This is a genomic window from Tahibacter soli, assembly GCF_025717065.2.
Taxonomy (GTDB): Bacteria; Pseudomonadota; Gammaproteobacteria; order Xanthomonadales; family Rhodanobacteraceae; genus Tahibacter; species Tahibacter soli.
In genome coordinates, this window is the sequence record NZ_JAOVZO020000019.1 from 24,508 (window position 1) to 45,994 (window position 21,487).

The window sequence follows — 21,487 nt, forward strand, 5'->3', positions numbered from 1 at the left end:
GCTACACGCCGGCCAGCAGACGCTCGCCCTGCTCGCGCGCGTACGACCACAGCGCGGGCCACGCGTCGAACTGGTCGGCGAGGCCGTTGAACTCGCGCGCGAGCGCGGCGGCGCAGCCGGCCGGGTCGATGTCGTCGGACCAGTCGGCCAGGCGCGGCGCGCCCTTGGCGATCAGCGCGCGACCGTTCGCGTCGATGATGCTGCGCACGTCGGCCTGCCAGTAGATCGGCGAGTCGTTCGCCGCCGCTTCGAACTGCTGCTGCAGGCGTTCGATCGCGTCGGCGCGCACGTAGTTGAGGTATTCGCGCAGGTGCGTGACGCGCCGCGCCTCGTCGGCACCGGCGAGGTCGCGGAAGATGCCGGCCAGCAGATGCAGGCGCTGCGCCGGATCGCTCGCGAGAAACGCGCCGAACTGGCGCTGGATGTAGTCGGTCGCGAAGTGGTTCAGGCGCGGCGTCGACGCCTGCAGCGAACGCTGCGAACGGCGGCGCGACTGTTCCTGCACGTGGCCGATGGCGACCGGCAGTTCGAGCACGAGCGCGTCGGGATGGCAGAAGTGCGCGGCGGCCGAGAACAGCGCGTCTTCGCCGCGGCCGAGCGGGTTCGTGCACGGCAGCAGTTCGCTGTTGTCGAACGCGAACGGCGTGAACCACGCGATGCTCGACAGCCGCGCCTGGCGCGTGCCGTGCCACAGGTGCTGCGCCTCGACGTTGGCGAGATACGCCTCGCGGCTGGCGGTGAAATCGGCACGGCCTTCGGCATCGAGCTGGTACAACCACGCCGCGCTTTCCGAACGCGCGCTGCCGTAGGTGCCGTGCATCGTCGCGAGCACCCGCGCGTCGGGCGCCAGGTGCGTCAGGCGCGAGAGCGGCAGGCCGCGCAGCGATTCGCGGTCGAGCTTGTATGCGTCGCGCGCGACGAGATCGCCGATACCGGAACCGCAGGCGTCCAGGTGCAGGGCGAACGGATCGGCGTCGATTTCCTCGCCGGCACCAAGCGCCTCTTCCATGTTGCGGAAGAAGCGCGCGAACGCGCCGCGCGATGGCGCGAGGTCGAGACCGCTCGCGGCGAGCTCGTGGCGCTTGAGCGGCAGACGGTGATCGTCGTCGAACATCACGAAGCGGTCGCCGGCCGACAGCAGCAGCGCGAGGTTCCAGCTGCGACCGCCGCCGAAGTTCGTCGCGCCGGGCTGCGGCAGCAGCAGGCTGTCGATCGCCGCACGCGCCGCCGGCAGCGCCTTGGCGAGCTTGTCGGCGAGGCGCTGGCGCTCGGCCGGACCGATGAAGGTGACCTTGCAGCCGGTCGTGCGCGCGAATTCGCGCACGAGGTCGCGGTGGCGATCGATGCTCGCCTCGGTCGACGAATCGTCGAGCACGACGTAATGACGCGCGCTGCGGAAGCGGCGTTCGTAGTCGGCGAGCGACGCGAGCAGCCGGTCGAGCTGCGCCGGCCGGTCGCATGCGCGGATGAACGCGGCGCGCAGCGGCTTGGACGCGCGCGCGGCGCGACCGTCGCTCAGGCGGCTGACGAAGAGATCGTCCGACACGAGCAGCTCGCGGTCGACGAGGCTTTCGAGCACGGTCTTGACCGCGTCGCGCTGGTTTTCCAGGCCCGGTATCGTCGTCTGTACGCGCGCGACATGCTCGTCCAGCGTGCGGAAGTCGCGGCACTGGTCGAGCGCCTGCAGAACCTGGAACGTCATGACGTGCGCGTCGCCGGTCCGCTTGACCTGGAAAATGCACTCGTTGTTCGACAACGAGGCGACCAGCGCGTCTTCCGACGCGAACAGCGGCGCGTTCGGATCGGGCCGCACGACCGGGCGCTGCAACGGCTGCGGCGTGGCGTCGAAGGAATACTGGAACTGTACGTTGCTGCTCATCGTGTAACCTTGTTGCGCGGCCGTCGCCCCGCCGGGAGTACCCCCGACAGGCGACGCGTATGCGGTGATCGACGGGCGGACGCATCCGCCGTCGTTTGTCCCCTGCGCCGAAGCGTCTGTTGCAGGCCACTAACCTCCGGCGTGTGTCCTATCCCAGCCAGCGCCGCCACCAGGGGCGCCGCGCGACGGCCTTAAGAGCCGTTGTTGTGGGTTCGTTCGCGCCGTCTTCAACCGGCGCCGCAAGCCTCGCGCGCAGTTGCGCGACTTCCCGCTCGAGTTCGGCGATACGGCCCCCGGCGGCCATGTTCTTGCGAATTTCGTGATTGTAGTGCCGATAGACGCTTTCGTCGCGGTCGCCGAACCATGCGCTGCCCGGCAGCGCCGGCAGCGGCCGGCGCGAACACGCGGCGACGTAGTACATCGGCGGGTAGGCGAGGCCCGGCGCAACGCCGCCGTCGGCGTCCGCGGTGAGCATCTGCGCGGGGCCGTCGTCGTCGAGCGACCATAGCGCCGACTGAAACAAGAGGCGCTGTCCGTACAGCCGAACATGCGGAAAGTGCCGGCCGAGCAGCGCGACGAGCTCGTCGCGGTACAGCTCGCGCACGTGGTACTCGTTGCGAAAACCGGCCGCTTCGCTGTACGTCGCCTTGTCCGGCGACGAGATCAGCAGCATTCCGTCGCCGGTCAGCGCACGCGCGAAGCCCTCGAGCAGCGCTTCCTGCGCCTCGACGTGTTCGAGCGTTTCGAACGAAACGACGACATCGACGCTGCCCGGTTCGAGCGCAAGGCGCGTCACGTCGGCCTGCGCAAAGCGCAGGTTCGGCCGGTCGCCGTAGCGCTCTTGCGCGTGCGCGACAGCGGTATCGGCGATATCGAGACCGAGCACGGACGCGGCAGTCCGCGCGAGCAGCGCGCTGCCGTAGCCCTCGCCGCACGCGGCGTCCAGCACGCGCTTGCCGGCGACCAGCGGCTGGGCGAACGCGTAACGGTGGTAGTGCTCGTACCAGATCTCGCGCACGCACTCGGGCGTGAAGCGCTCGCCGGTGAATTCCAGCGCGGGGGTCGGGTTCATGACGGCGGCGTCGCCTGCAGGGGGGCGGCATGTTCCCAGACGTGGGGCAGCCGCACCAGTCCCAGCTCGCGGCTGCGCCCCCGGACCGACAGGCCGCGCTCGACGGTGTCGAACAGGCGCACGCCTTCGGGGTCCATCGGGTGTACGCGGACGGTGTAGCCGCCCGGCAGCAGCGACAGCTGCGGCAGGCGCAGCACGATTCGGTAGTGGTCTTCCGGCGTCGGCGCCGGCTGCACGCCGTCCATGTCGCTCGAGATGCCGTAGACGGGCGTGCCGTCGGCGCGCACGATGCCGACGTGCACGACCGGCACGCGCCCCTCGCGCGAGGCGATCGTGGCTTCCACGAGCAGTTCGGCGCCGTGTTCGACCGCCTGCGGGTGCTCGCTGTCGTCGCCGTTCAGACGCATGCCGGCGACGTGGAACTCCAGACCCTTGGCCGCCTGCGCGTCGCGCGACTGCTTTTCGAGCGCGCCGGTGGACTTGCGCTCGTGATACGCGAGATACGCCTGCGTCACGTCGAATACGTCGCCGCTCGCCTGCACCCTGCCCTCACGCAGCCAGCACGCCTGCTGACACAGCTTCTGGATGTGATACATGCTGTGCGAGACGAGAATCAGCGTGCCGCCCTGGTCGAGGTAGTCCTCCATCCAGCGTACGCACTTCTTCTGGAACGATTCGTCGCCGACCGCGAGCACTTCGTCGGTGATCAGAAGGTCGGGCCGCGTCGCCGCGACGATGCCGAAGCCCAGGCGCACGACCATGCCCGACGAATAGTGCTTGACCGGCTCGTCGATGTAGCGGCCGATGTCGGCGAACGCGACGATCTCGGGCAGTTTCGCGGCGAGTTCGGCGGGATCGAAACCGTGCAGCGCGGCCGACATCGCGATGTTGTCGCGACCGGTGTACTCGGGGTGGAAGCCGGCGCCAAGCTCGAGCAGCGCGCCGACGCGGCCGTTGACGCTGACCGTGCCGTGGCTGGGCGTCAACACGCCGGTGAGCAATTTGAGCAAAGTCGACTTGCCCGCCCCGTTTTCGCCGATGAGCCCGAGCGACTGGCCGCGTCGCACGGTGAGGTCGACGTCGGCGAGCACCGGCGTCGCGGCGCTCGCGGCGCGACCGGTCAACAGCCGCGCCAGCGCGCGCAGGCGGTCGGCACGGCGAAATACCAGCGGGTACTCCTTGCCGAGACCGCGCGCTTCGACGAGCACGGCGCTCACAGGAAATCCTCGAAATGGCGCTCCAGGCGCCGGAAGGCGTAGCGTCCGACGATCACGGCCAGCGCGACGCAGACGAGCGCCCAGACGATCGCGCGCGCGCTCGGCATCGGCATGCCGAGAAACGCCCAGCGGCCGTACTCGGCGAACGCTGCGTAGGGATTGAAATCGAACAGCCCGCTCCATTCGCGCAGCAGATCGCGCGAATAGAACACCGGCGACAGGAACATCCACACCATGAGGAGCTGCGGCAGCGCCGGCGCGATGTCGCGCACGAACACCTGCAGCGCGGACAACAGCAGCGCGAGACCGATCGCGAAGACGAACAGCAGCGCGAATGCCGGCAAATACAGCGCGAGCCCGAGCGGCGCGATCGCGACGCCGGCCAGCATCATCGCGACCAGCAGCGCGGCGAAGCCGACGCCGTGGATCGCGAAACTCGCGAACACCGGCGCCAGCACGAGCGCCGCGCGCGGCAGCGCCACCTTGCCGATCAGGCTGGCGTTGTCCTGGATCGCCGTCGTCGCACGCACGACGCTCTCGGAGAACGCGATCCACGGCCACATCGCGACGACAAGGAAAGGCACGAAGCCCGGCGCATCGCGCCCGGGCACGGTCGATTTCATGACGTAGCCGAAGACGAACGCGTACACCGCGAGCTGCACGAGCGGCTGGAACAGCGCCCACAGACCGCCGCTGAAGCTGCCGAGATAGCGGTTGCGCAGGTCGCGCCGCGCCAGGTGCAGCGCGAGCGTCAGCGTGTTGGAAGCGGACGAAGTCGCCGGGGTCATGATGTCGTTTGGCCGAACGGGGGGCCGGGCGGCGGTCGGCCGTCCGGGAAGTGTAGCGAGTTGGCGCGTGGCCGAACGGTTCGACGCGTTTCGGGCCGCGGCTGCCGGTTGCGATGCGTCGCCGCGGCTGCGGCATCGGATTGCACGCGGCGACCTTCGGAGCCGACACGCCCGGCCATGGACGGCGTCAGGGCATCGGCCGTCGCGGACCGGTCGCGCGACCGGTCCGCGAGTGCATCGATTACTGCGAAATCGCGTCGTTCGCGGCTTCCTGCTCCGGCGTCGGCGGCGTGACGACCTGCCCCGGCTTCAGATAGCGCGTGCGCAGCGACATCACCGCATCGGCGTTCGCGTCCATCGGACGGTTGCGGATATCGTCGGTATGGCCGCGAATCTGCGCTTCGTACCACTTCGAGCGCAGCTCCTTGATGATCTTCGCCGACACTCTTTCGTACGGCGGCAGGACGTCGGGCTTGCGTTCGACGAGTTTCAGGACATGGAGTCCGAACGGCGTGGTGACGATCGGCGAGATCTCGCCCGGCGTCTTGAGCTTGCGCGCCGCTTCCGCGAACGCCTCGGCGTAGTTTTCGGAGCCGGCATCGAAGATGCGCCCCTGGTTCTGCGCCTTGCTTTCGTCTTCCGAATATTTTTCGACGAGCTTGACGAAATCGTCGGGCTTTGCCTTGGCCTGGCGCTCGACCTCGGCCGCGATCTCGTAGGCCTTCTTCTGGTCGTGCTTGTCCGTGCTGATCAACACGTGCTCGACGGTGATTTCGCCCTTGACGGTATATACGTCCTTGTTCGCCAGGTAGCGCTCTTCGGCCTGCATCGCGAAATCGGGCTCCTTGAGGCTGTCGCGGAACTCGGTCAGACGCGCGCGGGACAGCGTTTCCATCGTCGCCAGCGCGACCTGCCGCTGAATCTCCGGCTTCTTGTCGAGGCCGTTCTTGACCGCCTGTGCCGCGAGCTGCTTCTGCACGAGCATGTTGCGGATCATCGTTTCCAGGCGCTTGGGGCTGTTGGCATAGCCCGCGCGATTGTTCTCCGGAATCCGCTCGACGAACGCGTCGATATCGCCGAGCGTGACTTCGACGCCGCCCTGACTCGCAACGACGGTTTTGACGTCCTTGGCCTCATCGGCCCAGGCCGTCGATGTGGAAAGCACCAATGCGGCAATCGCTAAGCGTCGAATCATGATTTTCTCTGTCCGGAAATGAAAAAAGATGGGCGCGTCTAGCGCGCCCATCTGACCGTGTCGGTCGACTAAAGTTGCGGGATCAGAAGTTGCCCGGCCCGTTCTGGATCGAGTTTCCGCAGATACCGAGCGGGCAGGTGCTCGTGCCCGGGTTCGCAAGGTCGGCGTGGATCACGTGCATGTAGTACGTCTCGCCCGGCACCATCGGGCAGCTGGCCTGGAAGTCCGGACCGGACGTATACGTGGTCCAGAAGAAGGTCGCCGATCCGTTCGCATTGTTCAAAATGCAATTCGGGGAGATCGCGCTCGTCGGCGCGAGGTCGCCGCAGGTCTTGCTGATCTTGATCGTCGTCGTACCGAAGTAGTTCGTGTCGACCAGCGTGAAATAGCCGTACCTGCCGTTCGCGCCGCTCGGGTAGGTGGACGGAACCGTGTACTGCAGCGCAACGAAGTTGTTGTTGCTGATCTTGATGCGCTGCTGCAGGTTGCGGCGACCCGGCCACAACGTCGGCGAGCCGCCCGCGGCGTTGTAACCGAAGACGTTCTCGAACTTCGAGACGTCGACCGAACCGCGGCACACGGTGCCACCCGCGTCACAGACTTCGGCAAACAACTGACGCGTCAGGCCGGCCGGTGCCGAACAGCCCGTCGCCGTCGATGCAACGGTACTGACCGTGCTCGTTACCGGCGTCGCGTTGTTGTTTTTGTAGCATTTGAGCTGGAACTTGTACGTGCCGTTGACCGAGGCAGTGAACGACTGCGGATGCGCGATGTCGCACGTCGCCGCCGAATTGCAGATCTGCGGAGGGGTGGTGGCGTTCACCGGCCAGCCCGCATACGTCACCGGCAGGAGGCTGCCCTCGGTGGTGCAGTAGTCGGCATCGGCGCGCCAGTTCAGCGAGAGCGTCGCACCGGTCGTCACGCTGGCGGGAATGTCGCCCTCGAGCGTATCGCGGAACGACGGGGTGCCCGGCGGCGTCACGACGGTCGTCGGACAATCCGTTCCGAACGTGCCTTTGGCGGCCAGCGACGTGTCGCTGTTCATGGTCACGGCGCCGTTGGTCGTGAAGATGCAAGTCTTCTCGGCGCCACCGCCGGCGGGGTCGTATTTCAATTGCATCACGACCGACTGTGCGCCGACGGAACCGGCAACAACCGCCATAAGCAGCGTGGAAATGGTGATAAAGGTGCGCTGAAAGAGCATTGCAAGTTCCCGAGAGGCTTTAAACCGAATTGTAACGACCCCCTGTCTGCCGTTTGCAAACGGATCGTTAAAGCTCTGCCCGACAGTACGGAGGATTTCCCTCCATTCGCGACAGGCCGGCGTAGTCTGCGCCTTCCCGGCGGTAGCGCCAAGTCTCGCGCCGGAGATCGGCGTTGCGCGGCTCTGCGCCGTGCGCGCGATCGCGATGTCGCCATGCCGCGTACCGATTTGCGCAAGAAGCGCGACCAGGATCGGACGGTTTCGTCGGCACGAAAAGAGAGAGGGGCCCGAAGGCCCCTCTCGTTACACACTTAACGCGTCATCAATCCCGAAGGATCGATTACGAGCAAGCCGGGCCGCCCAGGGCGTCGCCGACCTGGCAGGAACGGCTGGCGCGATGACGGAACAGGCCGCTGTAGTTCGCGAGCACGCCCGGGGTCTGGTTGCGGTTGACGTAGTTAACCGCTTCGAAACCCGTGACCGGGAGGCCGTTGAACACTTCGCCGTCGATCGACGGGCGAAGCTGGTGACGTTCCGCACCCGGGTTCAGGTCGATGCGCGCCCAACCGGACGTGTAGCTGCCCGGATTGACGTTCGTGACCAGCGTCGAACCCAGCACGCCCGACTTGGTCGGAGCGGCCGAACCCGGCGGCAGGGCGAGGAAGCTGATGACGTTCACTTCCTTACACAGCGAGGACGGCGGCTGGCCCGGGGGCGGCGGCGAGAAGCCCGGCTGCGGACCCGTCGGGGTGCGCTCTTCGCGGTCATACACGGCGACGCCGACCTGGGTGCAGGACTGGCCGAGGCCGTTGCGCTGCGGGACAACCTGACCGAAGCGGTAGACGAACGGACGGATGCCGCTGCCCGACGCGCCGATGATCTGCGGGTCGACGTAGAAGCGCTTGGTCGGGAAGGTCACGACCCAGTCGGTGTTCGAACCGGCGAGGCTGTCAACGTTGTACTCGTTGAAGATCGCGTCGGACGTGAACACCGCGGAGACCGCGTCGATCGCCGGGTTGGTGTTGGACTGACCGGCGGTGCGGTTGTACGCAGCCTGGATCAGCGCGCCATCGTCGAACACGTAGGCAACGGCCGTCGAAGCGGTCGAGCTGGCCTGCGCGATGGACGGCTGGACCGATTCCGAACCCGAGAACAGGTCTTCGATCGTGTAGCCATCGAGAGCGTCGGCGTTGTACGAGAAGAACGTACCCTGCCCGGTGTTGACGATCGCGCCGGCGCCGAACAGACCGCCCGTCGGGGGCAGCAGGTCAGCGTCGCCCACGTCGAGCGCAGCGGCGACGTCGCAGTCGTCCGGCACGCCGTTGATGTGGGTCACGGCATCGGCGGTGTCGCCGACGACGTCGGACATCGAGATCAGTTCGATGTGACCTTCACGCGTACGCTCGATACCGGTCGGGCCGGTGTCGTCGTTGCCGCCGTTGGCCGGCGAACCGCCCGAGTAGGCGTACGGCAGGAACGCGGCGTACTTGCGGCCGTCGCCCAGGTCGCCCCAGAACGCGGTGTTCAGCTGCGGATCGACGCAGCTCTTGTCGCTGGTGGTGATACCGGCGCCGGCGCTGGCGCCCGGCAGACCGGCGTCGGCCAGCGCGAAGATCGCACCGGTCCACACGTCGAAGCGCGACAGGAACAGGTTGAAGTCGAGGACTTCGCGAGAGTTGTGACCCTCGAGGAAGCGAACCTTGACCGCCTTCGCGATGTTGGTGGTGTTGACCACCGAGATCAGCGTCGACTGACCTTCGTTAACCGTGTAGTACGGGTAGATCAGGACTTCGCCGATGCCATCCGGGTTCAGCTCGACGGCGTTCGCGAGTCCGGCGATACCGGCGACGCCGGCGATGCCGGCGACGACTGCGGTCGTCAGATTGTTTCTTTTCATCACAACACTCCTAAATGAACCACAGGGCTTTGCTTAAGGCCCGTCATGCTCCGCAGCAGCGGTTTTGGCCCGCCTTTTTTGGGCATGAATAGGCAACAGCGCGGCAATGCTAGAACAAAGCCCAAAGCAACGCAATCCCGATCGGAACGCCTTTTTGCCTTGGGGGTACCGCGTTTACTTCTCGGGCAAGTGATACCACACACCCTTGATTCGAATCCACTTTTCCTTCTCGCCGGAGACGCCTTCCACCGGCCCCGGAATGCCCGCAGCGATACGCAGTTCATAGACGAGAAGGAGGTAAACGGTGCAGGTGTTCTCGTCCTCGCACTCCTTGCGCATGAACTTGATCGACTTCCACACCACCGGACGGCTTCCCATCGAGATGATGTACGGCTCTTTCGGGTGCGTCTGGCGGTAGCCGGGCGTGAGGTATTCGTAGGCGTCGCCCGAACGGTGCGCGATCAGGTCTTCCCAGCGCTGCACGGCGCGGTCTTCGACCGTCGCCTTCGCGGACGAACCCTTCTTCACGTTGCCGGGCGAGCACGCCGCCGCAAGCACCACCATCGCCGCCAGCGCGAGAATGCGCAGGATCTTGAACATCGGAGCTGTCATTATTTGTCCTTCTTGTTGCCGAACGCGCCTTCGATCGTATCGCCGCCGGCGCCGCGCAGCGGTGCCAGCGACTTGAACCGCTTCTGGTATTCCTCGGTGATGTCGCGCGCTTCGTTGGAGTTGCTGACCACGCGCGGCGTGATCAGGATGATGAGTTCGGTTCGATCGTTGTCGCGTTTGGTAGTTCCGAACAACCGGCCCAGCAGCGGAATTTTCGACAGGCCCGGAATACCGTCCTTGGCACGCGATTCGTTTTCGCCGATCAGGCCGCCGAGCAGCACGGTCTGGCCGCTCTGCACGGCGATTTCCGTTTCGATCTCGCGCTTGGAAACCGTGTAGTTGCCGGTCGCGTCCTGCGTGCCGGGCTTGGACACCTCCTGCCCGACTTCCATGTATACGAGCCCGCCCGGATTGACACGCGGCGTCACCGTGAGCTGCACGCCCGTGTCGCGGAACTGCACCGAGCCGCTGTTGTACTGCGAGCCCGACGTGCCGGTATTGAAGCCCGGGTTGTAGAACGTCTGCACGACCGGAATCTGATCGCCGACGTTGATCCGCGCTTCCTTGTTGTTGAGCACCATCAGCGACGGCGCCGACAGCGTCTTGGTGTTGGAATCCTTCTCCAGCGCGCGGATCGCGGCTTCGACTTCGTTGTTGGCGAACGCGTAGAAGAACGTGCTCGACGCGTCGCGCGCGGTGCCGCCGCTGCCGAGGCCGATGCGCTGCTTGTTGCCGGGCTGCGAGCTCGTGAACGGACCGCCGCCCTGGTCGGACGTGTTGTTCAGACCGATCAGGCCCTCGAGATACCACTGCACGCCGAAGCTGAAATTGTCCACAAGGCGCACTTCGAGAATCTTCGTCTCGATCTGCACCTGCAGCGGCTCGATATCGAGGCGCTTGATCGCGCTCTGGATGATGCCCCACTGGGTCTGCGTGCCCATGATGAGGATCTGGTTGTTCTCCTCGACCGCGGTGATGCGGACTTCGGTTTCTTCGTCGCCCACCTGGAACGAACCGCCGCCGGCCGCCGCTCCCGTGTTGCTTGCCTGCTGTTGCTGGCGCGTGTTCTCGGCGCGGCGGCTGTTGTCGTTCATGCCGCGTACTTCGACCGACTGCAGGCCCGGCGCGACCGAACCGCGGCTGCTCTTGCGCGACGAGCTCGACGCGCTGCGCTGGCCGGTGAACACTTCGCTCAGCCGATCGGCCAGATCCACCGCTTTGACATTTTTTACGTCGTATACATAGAGCTGCGTGCCGCTTTCGCTGCCGCCCTGGTCGAGCCGGCGCAGCCATTCCTCGGCCTGCGACAGATAGTTCGCATTCGGCGTGATCACGACGATCGAGTTCGTGCGTTCGATCGGCACGAAGCGGAACATGCCGGCCATCGGCGATTCGCCGGTCGCGCCGAAGATCTTGTCGAGTTCCGGCATGATCTTGGCCACTTCGACGTGCGCCACCGGGTACACGCCGACCGACATGCCCTTCAACCAGTCGACGTCGAACGTGTCGATGCTGCGCTGGTAGTTTTCGAGCTCCACCGCGGTGCCGGCCATGATCAGCATGCTGCGCGACGTGTCGACCGACACGAACGCATCGTCCTTGGCGAACGGCTTGAGCAGCTTCTCCATTTCCTTGGGCGACACGAATTGCAGCGGGAACACGCGCACTTCGTAGCCCTTGGCCGCGCCCGGCGGCCCCAGGCGCGCCGTCTGCTTGCCCTTGATCGCGTCCTTGGCCGGCAGCACGGTGTAGCGTCCTTCGCTGAACACGAGCGCGTTGTTCGTCCACGACAGCAGCATCTGCAGGATCGACATCGCCTGCTCGGACTTGATCGGCTTGGACGTCGAGAAGCTGACGTTGCCCTGCACGCCCGGCGCGATGACGTAGTTGAGCTGCAGCAGGTCGCCGAGGATCGCCTTGGCGACGGCCTGGATCGGCTGGTTCTCGAAGTTGAACGTCAGCTGGCCTTCGCCGTCGGGCGTCGACGGCACCGGTGCGCGCGCCGACGCTTCGTTGATGAACTTGCCGTTGCCGATCTCGATTTCGGGCTTCGCCAGCGGCGCGTCGGTGCCGCCGCGACTGAGCGAGATCGGTCCTTCGTCGCGGCCTTCGGCAAGCGCTTGCGCCTTGCGATCGACCTCGGTCTGCACTTTCGGCTTGTCGAGCAGCTCGGCGACCGCGCCGTCGACTTTCTCGCGCTGCTGCGGCGCCGTGGCGCATCCGGCCAATGCGACCAGCGCCGTGACGAGGCTCAGAGTTTGGGCACTTAGACGCACTGGGGTCACTCCGTGTTCTTGTTCGCTTCTTGCTGCTGACGCAGCTTTTCCGCCTGCTCGCGCATCTCGCGGCGGCGCTCTTCGATACGGCGTTGCAGTTCGGCCGCGCGGTCGGCCGGCTGCGCCGGCACGTTCGCGTTCGCCACCGGCGGCGGTGGCGGCGCACCGCCCGGCGGCGGCGACGCGGCGGTCGGCTGTTGCGGCGGCGGCGGTGTCGGCAGGCGCGATGCCGGCGGTGCCACGGCCTTGACCTCGGCGACCTGCAGCTCGACTTCGGCCGTCTCGTCGCTCGCGTTCTTGAACACGGCGCTGCGGTTCTTGATTTCGCTCAGCGTCCACACCTGCTGGTCGCCCGGCAGCGGCATGCCCAGGCGCAGCGAGACCGATTCGTTCTTCGCGTTGTCCTGCACCATCGCCAGACGCACGTTCGGCGTCAGGATGATGCCGGTCAGCGTGACGTTGAGCGGCACGGGCGGCAAATCCGATTTGGCGACTTCCGGCGCCGCCGGCGGCGTCGGCTTGCGGTCTTCGTTGAAGATCGGCCGCTGCTGGATCTCGGCGAACTGCGCCTCCGGCGGAATCGCGACCGGTTCGCCGTCGATGCGGCCGACGCCGGTGACCGGCGGCGGTTCGCTCGAGTCGGCGAGCCAGCTGTAGCCGCGACCGGCGCCCATCCAGGCGAGGATCGCGGCAAGGCCGAGCACGCCGCACGTGCCGGCAAGGCCGTAGGTGACCATCTGGGCGGTGCGGGAGTTCATGCCTTGTCCGCTCCGCGCTTGCGCAGGTAGCCGGTCAGGTTGAAGCGCACGTCGAGCGCGCTCTGCTGCGGCTGGCGCTGGTTCGGCGGCACGTAGCCGTAATTCTGCTTGTAGATCATGAGCTGTTCGACGAACAGGTACGGCTTGCCGCTTTCGAGCTCGTAGACGATCGACGAGAACGGCTCGAGATCGCAGCGCATGCGCACTTGGATCGTCACGCGTTCGTACAGCTCGGGCTTGCCGCCGGACAGGGTCTGGTTCGTCAGCACCTGGCAGCGGTTAGGATCGGTCGCGTGCTGGCTGACGGCCTGCTTCAGGCGCTGGATCAGGTCGGCCGACGCCGCGCTCGAGTCCGACTGCGCGAGAAACGCCTGGTTGTTCTGTTCGAACGTGCGCACGTCGACGAGGCGCTTTTCGATCTGCGGGCGCTGCAGGCTCGTTTCGTGGAAACGCTGCTGCTGCTCGCGCAGGTCGCTCATCTGCGACATGACGTCCAGATGCGGCGCGACGAACCACCAGTGCACGCCCAGGAGATACACGAGCATCGCCACGATCAGCGCGAGCACGACGGCAAGCAGGCGGCCGTTATTGGCTTCCGGCAGCAGACGCATGCTTGTCCTCCTGTTTGGCGCTCGCATCGGCCGGCGCGGCGGCGGGCTTCTCCGGCTCGTACGGCTTCAACTGCGCGACGAGATTGAAACGGTCTTTCTTGAGGCGCGGATCGGGCTGGATCACGCCCTGGAAACTCGGGTTCATGATCACCTTGGATTTCTGCAGCTCGGCGATCAGGCTTTCGGCCTTGTCCGACAGGCCCTGCAGTTCGATGCGTCCGTCCTCGTTGACGTTGAGACGCTCGAGGTACGTGCCGTCCGGCAGACGCTCGGTGAGGTCCTTGAGCAACAGCACCATCGGGATCGCAGAGCGTTTGCGCTGCGCGAGGAAGTTCGCCGAGTCGATCGTTTCCTCGAGCGTCTTGCGCAGCCCGGCGACCTGCTTGGCCTGTTCCTGCGCCGCCTGCACTTCGGCGGTCATCGATTCGAGCGCCTGCTGGCGGTTCGTCACGGTGCGCCCCATCACGCCGAGCGCCAGCACGATCGCGACGGCGACGAGCGCGAGGTTCAGGCGCAGACGCATGTTGCGGCGGCGCGCGCGGCGCTCGGCCGGCAGCAGGTTGATGCCGAGGCGGCGGCCGGTCGACACGTCCTGCCAGCAGTCGACGCCGTCGAGTTCGGTCGCAAGGTTCGCCAGCGGCGCGAGTTCGGCGTCGAGCTGCGCGCGCGGCATCACGACGAGGTCGACGTGCAGCTGGCGCCCGCTCGCGTCGCGGCCGAGCACGCGATAGTCGAAGTACACCTGCTCGGCCTTGAACGGCGTCTGCCGGTCCATCTCGAACGACAGCACCTGGCGCAGATTGTCTTCGGCCGCGGCCGGCAGGCTCAGCGTGCGGCGCAGCGTGCGCGCCGGCGAGATGCAGTAGAACTGGCGCAGCATCGGCTCGTCGATGCTGCCGCGCAGGCGTTCGAACGCGGTGCGCTGCGCGTCGGCGTCCTGATCGAGCCCGATCGTGCCCATGTCGGCCACGCCCTGCCCCGCTTCGCGCCGCACGACGATCGCGCCCGCGTCGGTGTGCAGGAGCAGCGCCTCGCGGCCTTCGGCCAGCGCGTCGCGCCAGCGTTGCGGCAAAAAGGTCGCAAGCTCCCGTCCCCACCACGACAGGAATCGCGGCAGAGGGGTTTTCGCATAGCGCGCCCGCAAGCGGACGAGCTGAGGTTCGAGCACGTCTAGAATGGCCATTACGAGTTTTCGCCGTCGCGCCAGCGCAGTACCGCATACGGTCTGCCGCCCACGCCCGAACCCCCAAGCCGAATCGTGGCTTCCAGCCGGGTGCTGGAGCCGTTCGGGAGTTTGGCGCGGGACTCGATACTATACGTGAGCCCCCCACCCTCCGCCACGACGGGGGTTCCGTCCGGCAGCATCAGGCCGGACGGCGGCGAGCCGGGCTGCAGCGCCTGGCGCTGTTGCAGAATCATCTGTGCGAGTTCCTCGGTCATGCCCGGCAACGCCCTCAACACCTCGAGGGGGGCGTATCCTGCGCTGGGCTGGCTACGGCCGGAATACAGGGTGATGGCTTTCTCGATCTTGTGATAGACGTCGTAGTCCATCCCAAGTACCTGCTGCACTTCGGACACCGTTTCGAACGGCGCGTTCCGCGGTTCGTACTTCAAACCCGCCGATTTGTACTCGGACGACTCCGCGCCGTGAGGTCCGGTCAGGTCGTCGGGATCGCGCCAGTCGACGATCGCGTCGGCGAGCTCCTCGGCACGCCGGTCTTCGACGCCGGACGACACGAACAAGGCCTTGAGCATCACCGCGTCGGCGACGTTGATGTCGATCTTGCCGCTGTCGTCGGTGATCTTCACGTCGACCTCGACGCCTTCGAACGCGAACTTGTAGGGCCGTCCGTCGGCGACCCAGCGCGTCATGAGGTCGGGATTGCGCAGCTCGTAGATCGCGCGATTCATGCCCGCCTCGGCCGCATAGCGCGCCGCGGTGGTATCGAACAGGTGGCGCGCCTGGATGTTTTCGGTGCGCGCGATCACCGAGAACGCCCCGAGCAGGATGCTCATCAGCGCGATGACCCACAGCACCAGTACGAAGGCGACGCCGCGTGCGTTGCGCATGATCACTCCTTCGCCTGCCCGTCGCCCGGGTCGTTGGGCTGGCTGCCCGGCCGGCGCGAGGACTGGAACTGGCGGATGCCGCCGGACGTGTCTAGCACCAGCGGTATGTCCATCGTCGGCCAGACGATGCCCGACTCGGTCGTCATCTCCAGTTCGATGCGCACCATCACCGGGAGCGCCGACGGGTCTTCCCAGTCGTCCGTCCAGTCGTCGAGCTTGCCCTCGTCGTCGTACTTGCGATACAGCAGGCGCCCGTTGCGGATGCCGTCGATCAGCAGCACGGGTTCGAGATCCTTCGTCGACAGCTTGTCGAGGTCGAAGCCGTTCAGCATCTGGTGCGTGAAGAGCAGCTGCATGCCGTTGCGCCCGCGCGCGAGCTCCAGGCTCTGTACGTACGCGCCGCCGCGCGACAGATGGCCGGGCATCGGCGCGACGAAACGCAGGAAATCGTTCTCGCCCTGGAACACGAAGTTCGCGCCGCTGCCTTTTTCCTGGCCGAACGCGAGCGGCAGCGCGCGCGAGATCTCGTGGCGGATGAATTCCTGCGTCACGCGCAGGCGGTTCGTACGGTCGATCGCCTGCTCGCCCGAATGCATCGCGCGCGTCGCGGCGCGGATGCCGCCCATCGCGCCGGCGAGCAGCAGCGCCAGCAGCGTGATCGCCAGCAGCACTTCGAGCAGGGTGAAGCCGGCGCCGGAACGCGGCAGTCGATGCGCGGCCATCAGCCCCCCTTCTGACCGTTCGAGGCGTTGCCGCCGGGGCGCTGGTTGCCGCCGGACTGGCCGCCGCCGAGACGGCTCGTGCCGTTGGCGTTCGGATTGACCGCCCGCAGCGTCGTGAAATGCGCCGAGCGCGGATTGCGCGTCGCGCCCCAGGACACGACGAGGTCGAGCTTGTACAGCTCGATACCGGTAAACGACTCGGTGTCGGCCGCCGCCGCCGAGGCCGACTGACCTTCGATCGGCGGCGGCTCGTACTTGACGATGTCGAGTTCCCAGCGGAACTCGTCGTCGAACTTGCCGCTCTTGTGGCCTTCTTCGAGTTCTTCGCCGATGCCGGCGACGTCGAGGCCGCTCTGCGCCCACAGCGCCGCTTGCGTGTAGTCGGCCGCGAGACGCGCGTTGCGGATCGATGCCGACAGGATGCCCATCAGCACCGCCATGCCGAGCGCGAACACGACGAACGCCGCGACCATCTCGATCAGGCTGAAGCCGGACTGGCGCGCGGGCGCGGCGCGCGGCGCGCGGCGCCGATCGAAGGCGAATGCGTTCATCGGCCCTTGAGCTCCTCGAGCGACACCTCGCCGGTCAGCCAGCCGACGTTGACGCGCCATTCGCGCTCGCCGGCGATGACCGAGATGTGGCCGCCGGTCGAGCTGCCGTCGGGATAGAAGCGGATGCCGCCGGCCCGCGCGGTCGTCAGTTCGCTCTGCGCGGTCAGGAGCTTGATCTCGACCTTGTCGGGAAACTTCACCGCGTCCTTGTTCGGCGCCTGATACGTCATCGCGTCGAGGTCGACGTCGAGCGTCTTCTGCTCGCCTTTGACGATCGCCTGGCCGCGCGTGTAGCGCAGCGCGGCGACGAGGTCGCGGCTGACCGCCTGCAGCTTCGCGCTGTTCAAGCTGTTGCTGACCGTGAACGACGCGACGCTGATGGCGATCGCCATCAGCACCATGACCGCCATCAGCTCCATCAGGCTGAAGCCGGCCGCGGCGCGCTGACGCGGCGCCCGGCACGACGTGCCTGCGCGGGTTCGGATCGGCAAGCGGGTCATGGTTGGCGCCTTGCGTTGCTGTACGGGTCGGCCAGGCTTACTGCCAGTTGCCGTGGTCGGCGTTGTAGTTCTCGCCGCCGGCCTTGCCGTCCTTGCCGAGGAAGACGATGTCGAAGTCGCCGTGTTCGCCCGGCGCCTTGTAGCTGAACTGATGGCCGAACGGATCCTTCAGGTCCGATTCCTTCGCATACGGCGACTTCCAGCCGGCGGCGCCGGACGGCTTGGTGACGAGGTCTTCGAGCTTGGCCGGCGGACTGCCATTGTCGAGCGCGTACGACTCGACCTGCATCGCGAGCTTCGACACCTGGCTCTTGCCGGCGTTCCACTTGCCCTTGTCGACGTTGGTGCCGACCTGGTTGACGACGATGCCGGCGACGATGCCGATCAGCACGATCACCGCGAGCATTTCGAGCAGGCTGAAACCGGCCGCGCGGCGCGCGATGTTGCGATGTGCAAAAGCGTACTTCATGATTTTCTCCAGGATTACTGAACCGAGCCGGCGAGGTTCATGATCGGCAGAATGATCGCCATCATGATCATCGCCACCAGTACCGTCATTACGATCGTCACTACCGGAACCAGCGCGGCGAGCAGCCGGTCCAGCGTGTTCTTCACTTCCACGTCGAAGGTGTCCGCCACCTTCAGAAGCATCGTGTCGAGTTCGCCCGACTCCTCGCCGACCGCGACCATCTGCAGCGCGAGTTTCGGGAATCGCTTGCTCTGGCTCAAGGCGTAGCCGAGGCCGGTGCCGCGCTTGACCTCCTCGGTCGCGCCGGCCACCGCTTCGGACAGCGCCGCGTTGCCCATGACGTTGCGTGAAATCGTCAGCGCAGCCAATAACGGAACGCCGTTCTTGAGCAAAGTTCCCAGCGTGCGCGACAACCGCGCGGTTTCGAGCTTGAGAATCACGTTGCCGGCGACGCGAATGCCGAGCAGTCGCGTATCCATCGCCAGCCGCGTGTCGGGCTGCGCGTACTGCCGCCGCAGCCACGCGGCGCCGGCGAACGCCGCGATGAGGCCGAGCCACCAGAAGTTCTGCAGCACCGTGCCGAGGCCGAACACGATCTTCGTGATCAGCGGCATCTCCACGCCCATGTCCTTGAACATCGGCACGAACTGCGGCACGACGTAAATCAGGAGAATCAGCAGCGACATGAACACCATGCCGATCAGGAACGCGGGGTAGATCATCGCGTTGATGACGTTGCCCTTGAGTTCGCGCGTGCGTTCGAGATAGTCGGCCAGGCGCTTCAACGTGTCGTCGAGCGAACCGCCGGCTTCGCCGGCGCGCACCATGTTGACGTACAGGCGCGAGAAAACCCCGTGCTCGGCTTCCAGCGCGTCCGACAGCGGCGCGCCGCCGCGCACGGTGTCGCGGATGCGCTCGAGCATGCGCTTGGCCTTGTCGGTTTCGGGCAGGTCGAGCAGGATCTGCAGCGCGCGGTCGAGCGGCTGGCCCGCGCCGAGCAGCGTCGCGAGCTGCTGCGTGAACTGCACGACCTGCGCGCCGCTGAACGCCGAGCGGCGCGTCAGCGCCGCCAGGAGGCTCGACGACTCGCCCGCGTCGGCCGCGCGCGCGTCGAGGGGAATATTGCCGGCGTCCTGCAGCTTGGCGATGACTTCCTCGGTCGAGGCCGCTTCCATCTGGCCTTCGAGGGTCTCGCCCGCGGGCGTTACGGCTTTGTAGCGAAATAGCGCCATGAAAACTCGGAGTCGTTACGTGGATTGCCGCGTCACAGGCGCGGAACGGATCAACCTTCCTGCGTGACGCGCAACACTTCTTCGATCGTGGTGACGCCGGCGAGCGACTTGACCAGGCCGTCCTCGTACATGTTGCGCATGCCCTCGGCGCGCGACTGCGCCTCGAGCTCGCCCATGCCCGCATGCTGCATCACGAGGCGGCGCAGCGGATCGGACATGACCATGAACTCCATGATCGTGGTGCGGCCGAAATAGCCGCTCGCGTTCGCCGGGCTCGGCGTGGGTTTGTACAATTTTATCGGACGCTCGGTTGTGAGCTTGTCCAGATTGAACTCGCGCACGACTTCGGGCAGCGCCTCGTACGATTCGGCGTGGGCGAGATCCAGGCGGCGCACGAGGCGCTGCGCGAGAATGCCGTTCACGGTCGAGGTCAGGAGATAGTCTTCCACGCCCATGTCGAGCAGGCGCGTGATGCCGCCGGCCGCGTTGTTCGTGTGCAGCGTCGAGAGCACGAGATGGCCCGTCAGCGCCGACTGGATCGCGATGCGGCACGTTTCCAGGTCGCGCATTTCGCCGATCATGATGATGTCGGGGTCCTGGCGCACGATCGAACGCAGCGCGTGCGAGAAGTCGAGGCCGATCGCAGGCTTCGCCTGGATCTGGTTGATGCCTTCGATCTGGTATTCGACCGGGTCTTCGACCGTGATGATCTTGACGTCCGGCGTGTTGAGCTTCGACAGCGCGGTGTACAGCGTGGTCGTCTTGCCCGAACCGGTCGGGCCGGTCACGAGCATGATGCCATGCGGCAGTTCGAGCACCTTCATGAACTGCGGCAGGAATTCGTCGGTGAAGCCGAGCGTGTGGAAGTCGAACACGACGCTTTCGCGATCGAGAATACGCATGACGACCGACTCGCCCCACGACGTCGGCACGGTCGACACGCGCAGGTCGAGCTCCTTGCCCTGCACGCGCAGCATGATGCGGCCGTCCTGCGGCAGGCGGCGCTCGGCGATGTTGAGCTTCGCCATGATCTTGACGCGCGAGATCACCGCCGCGGTCGACGCCGCCGGCGGCGATTCCACTTCGTGCAGCACGCCGTCGATGCGGTAGCGCACCTTCAGGCGGCTTTCGAACGGTTCGATGTGGATGTCCGACGCGCGCTGTTCGACCGCGCGCTGCACGATCAGGTTGACGAGGCGGATGACCGGCGCCTCGGACGCGAGATCGCGCAGGTGCTCGATGTCGTCCTCGCCGCGGCCGGCGTCGTCGGACAGCGTCTCGACGATCGTGCCCATCGCCGAACGGCCCTGACCGTAGTAGCGCTCGATCAGGTCGTCGATTTCCGACTTGAGCCCGATCTGCACCGTCACTTTCTTGGCGGTGGCGAGCTCGACCGCCTGCAGCGGATAGCGCTCGGCCGGGTCGGCGATCAGCATGCCGACTTCGTCGTCCGACTCGCTCACCGGCACGATGTGGTGCTGCTTCAGGAACCGCACCGAGAGCTGCACGTTCGGCGGGGGCGATTCCGGAAAATCCTTCGACCCGAGCAGCGGCAGCTTGAACAGCTCCGCCATCGACTCGGCCATGTCGCGCTCGGACACGAGGCCGAGCTTGGTCAGGAGGTTGATCAGCCGGTCGCCGTCCGATTCCTCGTGCACGCGGCGCGCGCGCGCAAGGTCGGCCTCCTTGAGGCGGCCCTTGCGCACGAGGAAGGTACACAGGCGCTCGTCCAGGTTTTCCTCGGCGACGTCCGGCGACACCGCGGCATCCGGCGTTTCTACGGCTGACATGACTTCTTTCCTATTGGGTACGAGTACGACCCGCATCCCCCGACGCAGGTTCCCCGAACTTGCGCCCGGTGAGCGCCTCGATGAAGGATTGGTTCAAGGCCAGCCACAAGGCCGCCGGCACGACCGTGGGCAGGATCAGATACCCGAATTGATAGCACAGCGCGACGAGGTCCGGCGACAGACCCGCCGCTTTGGCGGCCGCCGCGGTCTGCGCGCCGGAGCTGAGCGCGAAGGTCTTGAGCGCGTCGGCGACGAGACCGAACGTCTGCGCGAGCCAGATCACGAGCGCGCCGATCGCCATATGGCCCCAGCGGCGCTCTTCTTCCAGCGGCGTCGCCAGCGCGAGCCCGAAGAACAGCGGCAGCGAATAGCCGTAGATCAGCGGATAGACCGCCAGCTCGACGAAACCGACCGCCTCGCGCCCGTCCGGCCCGATTTCCGACACCGCGACGGCCGTCAGCAGCGACAGGATCGGCTTGCCGCTCGCCGCGTCGATGCCGGCCGTGACCGACGTGAACAGGCTCGGCCAGCCCCAGGTCAGGATCTTCGCCGCAAGGTGACTGGGCAGCCACACCGCGAGGCTCGACACCCACCACCACAGGAAAAAGCACAGCGGCAACCAGCCGAGCGCTCTCAGCATGAAG

At 66.4% G+C, this 21,487-nt stretch carries 20 protein-coding genes; all 20 read right to left on the reverse strand.

Annotated elements, in window-relative coordinates; translation table 11 throughout:
- Nucleotide 1: 1 nt before the first annotated feature.
- Entirely contained in the window at nucleotides 2-1,879 is a 1,878-nt protein-coding gene (locus tag OD750_RS19270) for a hypothetical protein (protein ID WP_263541066.1), read from the reverse strand.
- Nucleotides 1,880-2,027: 148 nt separating this feature from the next.
- Nucleotides 2,028-2,951, reverse strand: a complete 924-nt coding sequence (locus tag OD750_RS19275) for a methyltransferase domain-containing protein (RefSeq protein WP_263541065.1) — start codon at nucleotides 2,949-2,951, stop codon at nucleotides 2,028-2,030.
- Nucleotides 2,948-4,168 (reverse strand): ABC transporter ATP-binding protein, encoded by a 1,221-nt coding sequence (locus OD750_RS19280; RefSeq protein ID WP_263541064.1) that lies wholly within the window; start codon nucleotides 4,166-4,168, stop codon nucleotides 2,948-2,950. Before OD750_RS19280 ends, OD750_RS19275 begins: the two co-directional genes overlap by 4 nt.
- On the reverse strand, nucleotides 4,165-4,956 hold the full coding sequence (locus OD750_RS19285) for an ABC transporter permease (RefSeq protein WP_263541063.1): 792 nt from the start codon (nucleotides 4,954-4,956) through the stop codon (nucleotides 4,165-4,167). The genes OD750_RS19280 and OD750_RS19285 overlap by 4 nt, the downstream gene beginning before the upstream one ends.
- Nucleotides 4,957-5,197: 241 nt before the next feature.
- Complete coding sequence (locus tag OD750_RS19290; RefSeq protein WP_263541062.1) at nucleotides 5,198-6,151, reverse strand: peptidylprolyl isomerase; 954 nt, start codon at nucleotides 6,149-6,151, stop codon at nucleotides 5,198-5,200.
- 82 nt (nucleotides 6,152-6,233) lie between these two features.
- Nucleotides 6,234-7,355 (reverse strand): hypothetical protein, encoded by a 1,122-nt coding sequence (locus tag OD750_RS19295; RefSeq protein ID WP_263541061.1) that lies wholly within the window; start codon nucleotides 7,353-7,355, stop codon nucleotides 6,234-6,236.
- Nucleotides 7,356-7,695: 340 nt separating this feature from the next.
- Nucleotides 7,696-9,252: a hypothetical protein gene (locus tag OD750_RS19300; RefSeq protein WP_263541060.1), complete on the reverse strand. Its 1,557-nt coding sequence runs from the start codon at nucleotides 9,250-9,252 to the stop codon at nucleotides 7,696-7,698.
- Nucleotides 9,253-9,426: 174 nt separating this feature from the next.
- Nucleotides 9,427-9,852 (reverse strand): hypothetical protein, encoded by a 426-nt coding sequence (locus OD750_RS19305; RefSeq protein WP_263541059.1) that lies wholly within the window; start codon nucleotides 9,850-9,852, stop codon nucleotides 9,427-9,429.
- Nucleotides 9,853-9,863: 11 nt separating this feature from the next.
- Nucleotides 9,864-12,140, reverse strand: a complete 2,277-nt coding sequence (gene gspD, locus OD750_RS19310) for a type II secretion system secretin GspD (RefSeq protein ID WP_263541058.1) — start codon at nucleotides 12,138-12,140, stop codon at nucleotides 9,864-9,866.
- Between the two features lie 5 nt (nucleotides 12,141-12,145).
- Nucleotides 12,146-12,898: a hypothetical protein gene (locus tag OD750_RS19315; RefSeq protein ID WP_263541057.1), complete on the reverse strand. Its 753-nt coding sequence runs from the start codon at nucleotides 12,896-12,898 to the stop codon at nucleotides 12,146-12,148.
- Nucleotides 12,895-13,509 (reverse strand): type II secretion system protein GspM, encoded by a 615-nt coding sequence (gspM, locus tag OD750_RS19320; RefSeq protein WP_263541056.1) that lies wholly within the window; start codon nucleotides 13,507-13,509, stop codon nucleotides 12,895-12,897. The genes OD750_RS19315 and gspM overlap by 4 nt, the downstream gene beginning before the upstream one ends.
- Nucleotides 13,484-14,692 carry a PilN domain-containing protein gene (locus OD750_RS19325; RefSeq protein ID WP_263541055.1) on the reverse strand — a complete coding sequence of 403 codons (1,209 nt, stop codon included), beginning with the start codon at nucleotides 14,690-14,692 and terminating at the stop codon, nucleotides 13,484-13,486. Before OD750_RS19325 ends, gspM begins: the two co-directional genes overlap by 26 nt.
- The gene (locus OD750_RS19330) at nucleotides 14,692-15,579 is read right to left on the reverse strand and encodes a type II secretion system minor pseudopilin (RefSeq protein WP_263541054.1); all 888 of its coding nucleotides are present in this window, start codon (nucleotides 15,577-15,579) and stop codon (nucleotides 14,692-14,694) included. The genes OD750_RS19325 and OD750_RS19330 overlap by 1 nt, the downstream gene beginning before the upstream one ends.
- A gap of 2 nt (nucleotides 15,580-15,581) precedes the next feature.
- Nucleotides 15,582-16,301, reverse strand: coding sequence for a prepilin-type N-terminal cleavage/methylation domain-containing protein (locus OD750_RS19335; RefSeq protein WP_263541053.1), 720 nt, complete (start codon nucleotides 16,299-16,301; stop codon nucleotides 15,582-15,584).
- Nucleotides 16,301-16,852 (reverse strand): type IV pilus modification PilV family protein, encoded by a 552-nt coding sequence (locus OD750_RS19340; RefSeq protein ID WP_263541052.1) that lies wholly within the window; start codon nucleotides 16,850-16,852, stop codon nucleotides 16,301-16,303. The genes OD750_RS19335 and OD750_RS19340 overlap by 1 nt, the downstream gene beginning before the upstream one ends.
- A complete protein-coding gene (locus tag OD750_RS19345; RefSeq protein WP_263541051.1) occupies nucleotides 16,849-17,352 on the reverse strand; it encodes a GspH/FimT family pseudopilin in 504 nt (167 codons plus the stop codon). Before OD750_RS19345 ends, OD750_RS19340 begins: the two co-directional genes overlap by 4 nt.
- Before the next feature lie 37 nt (nucleotides 17,353-17,389).
- On the reverse strand, nucleotides 17,390-17,821 hold the full coding sequence (gene gspG / locus OD750_RS19350; RefSeq protein WP_263541050.1) for a type II secretion system major pseudopilin GspG: 432 nt from the start codon (nucleotides 17,819-17,821) through the stop codon (nucleotides 17,390-17,392).
- Nucleotides 17,822-17,835: 14 nt separating this feature from the next.
- A complete protein-coding gene (locus OD750_RS19355; protein ID WP_263541049.1) occupies nucleotides 17,836-19,053 on the reverse strand; it encodes a type II secretion system F family protein in 1,218 nt (405 codons plus the stop codon).
- Nucleotides 19,054-19,103: 50 nt separating this feature from the next.
- A complete protein-coding gene (gene gspE, locus OD750_RS19360; protein ID WP_263541048.1) occupies nucleotides 19,104-20,843 on the reverse strand; it encodes a type II secretion system ATPase GspE in 1,740 nt (579 codons plus the stop codon).
- A gap of 10 nt (nucleotides 20,844-20,853) precedes the next feature.
- Entirely contained in the window at nucleotides 20,854-21,483 is a 630-nt protein-coding gene (locus OD750_RS19365; RefSeq protein WP_263541047.1) for an exosortase H-associated membrane protein, read from the reverse strand.
- Between the last annotated feature and the right edge of the window lie 4 nt (nucleotides 21,484-21,487).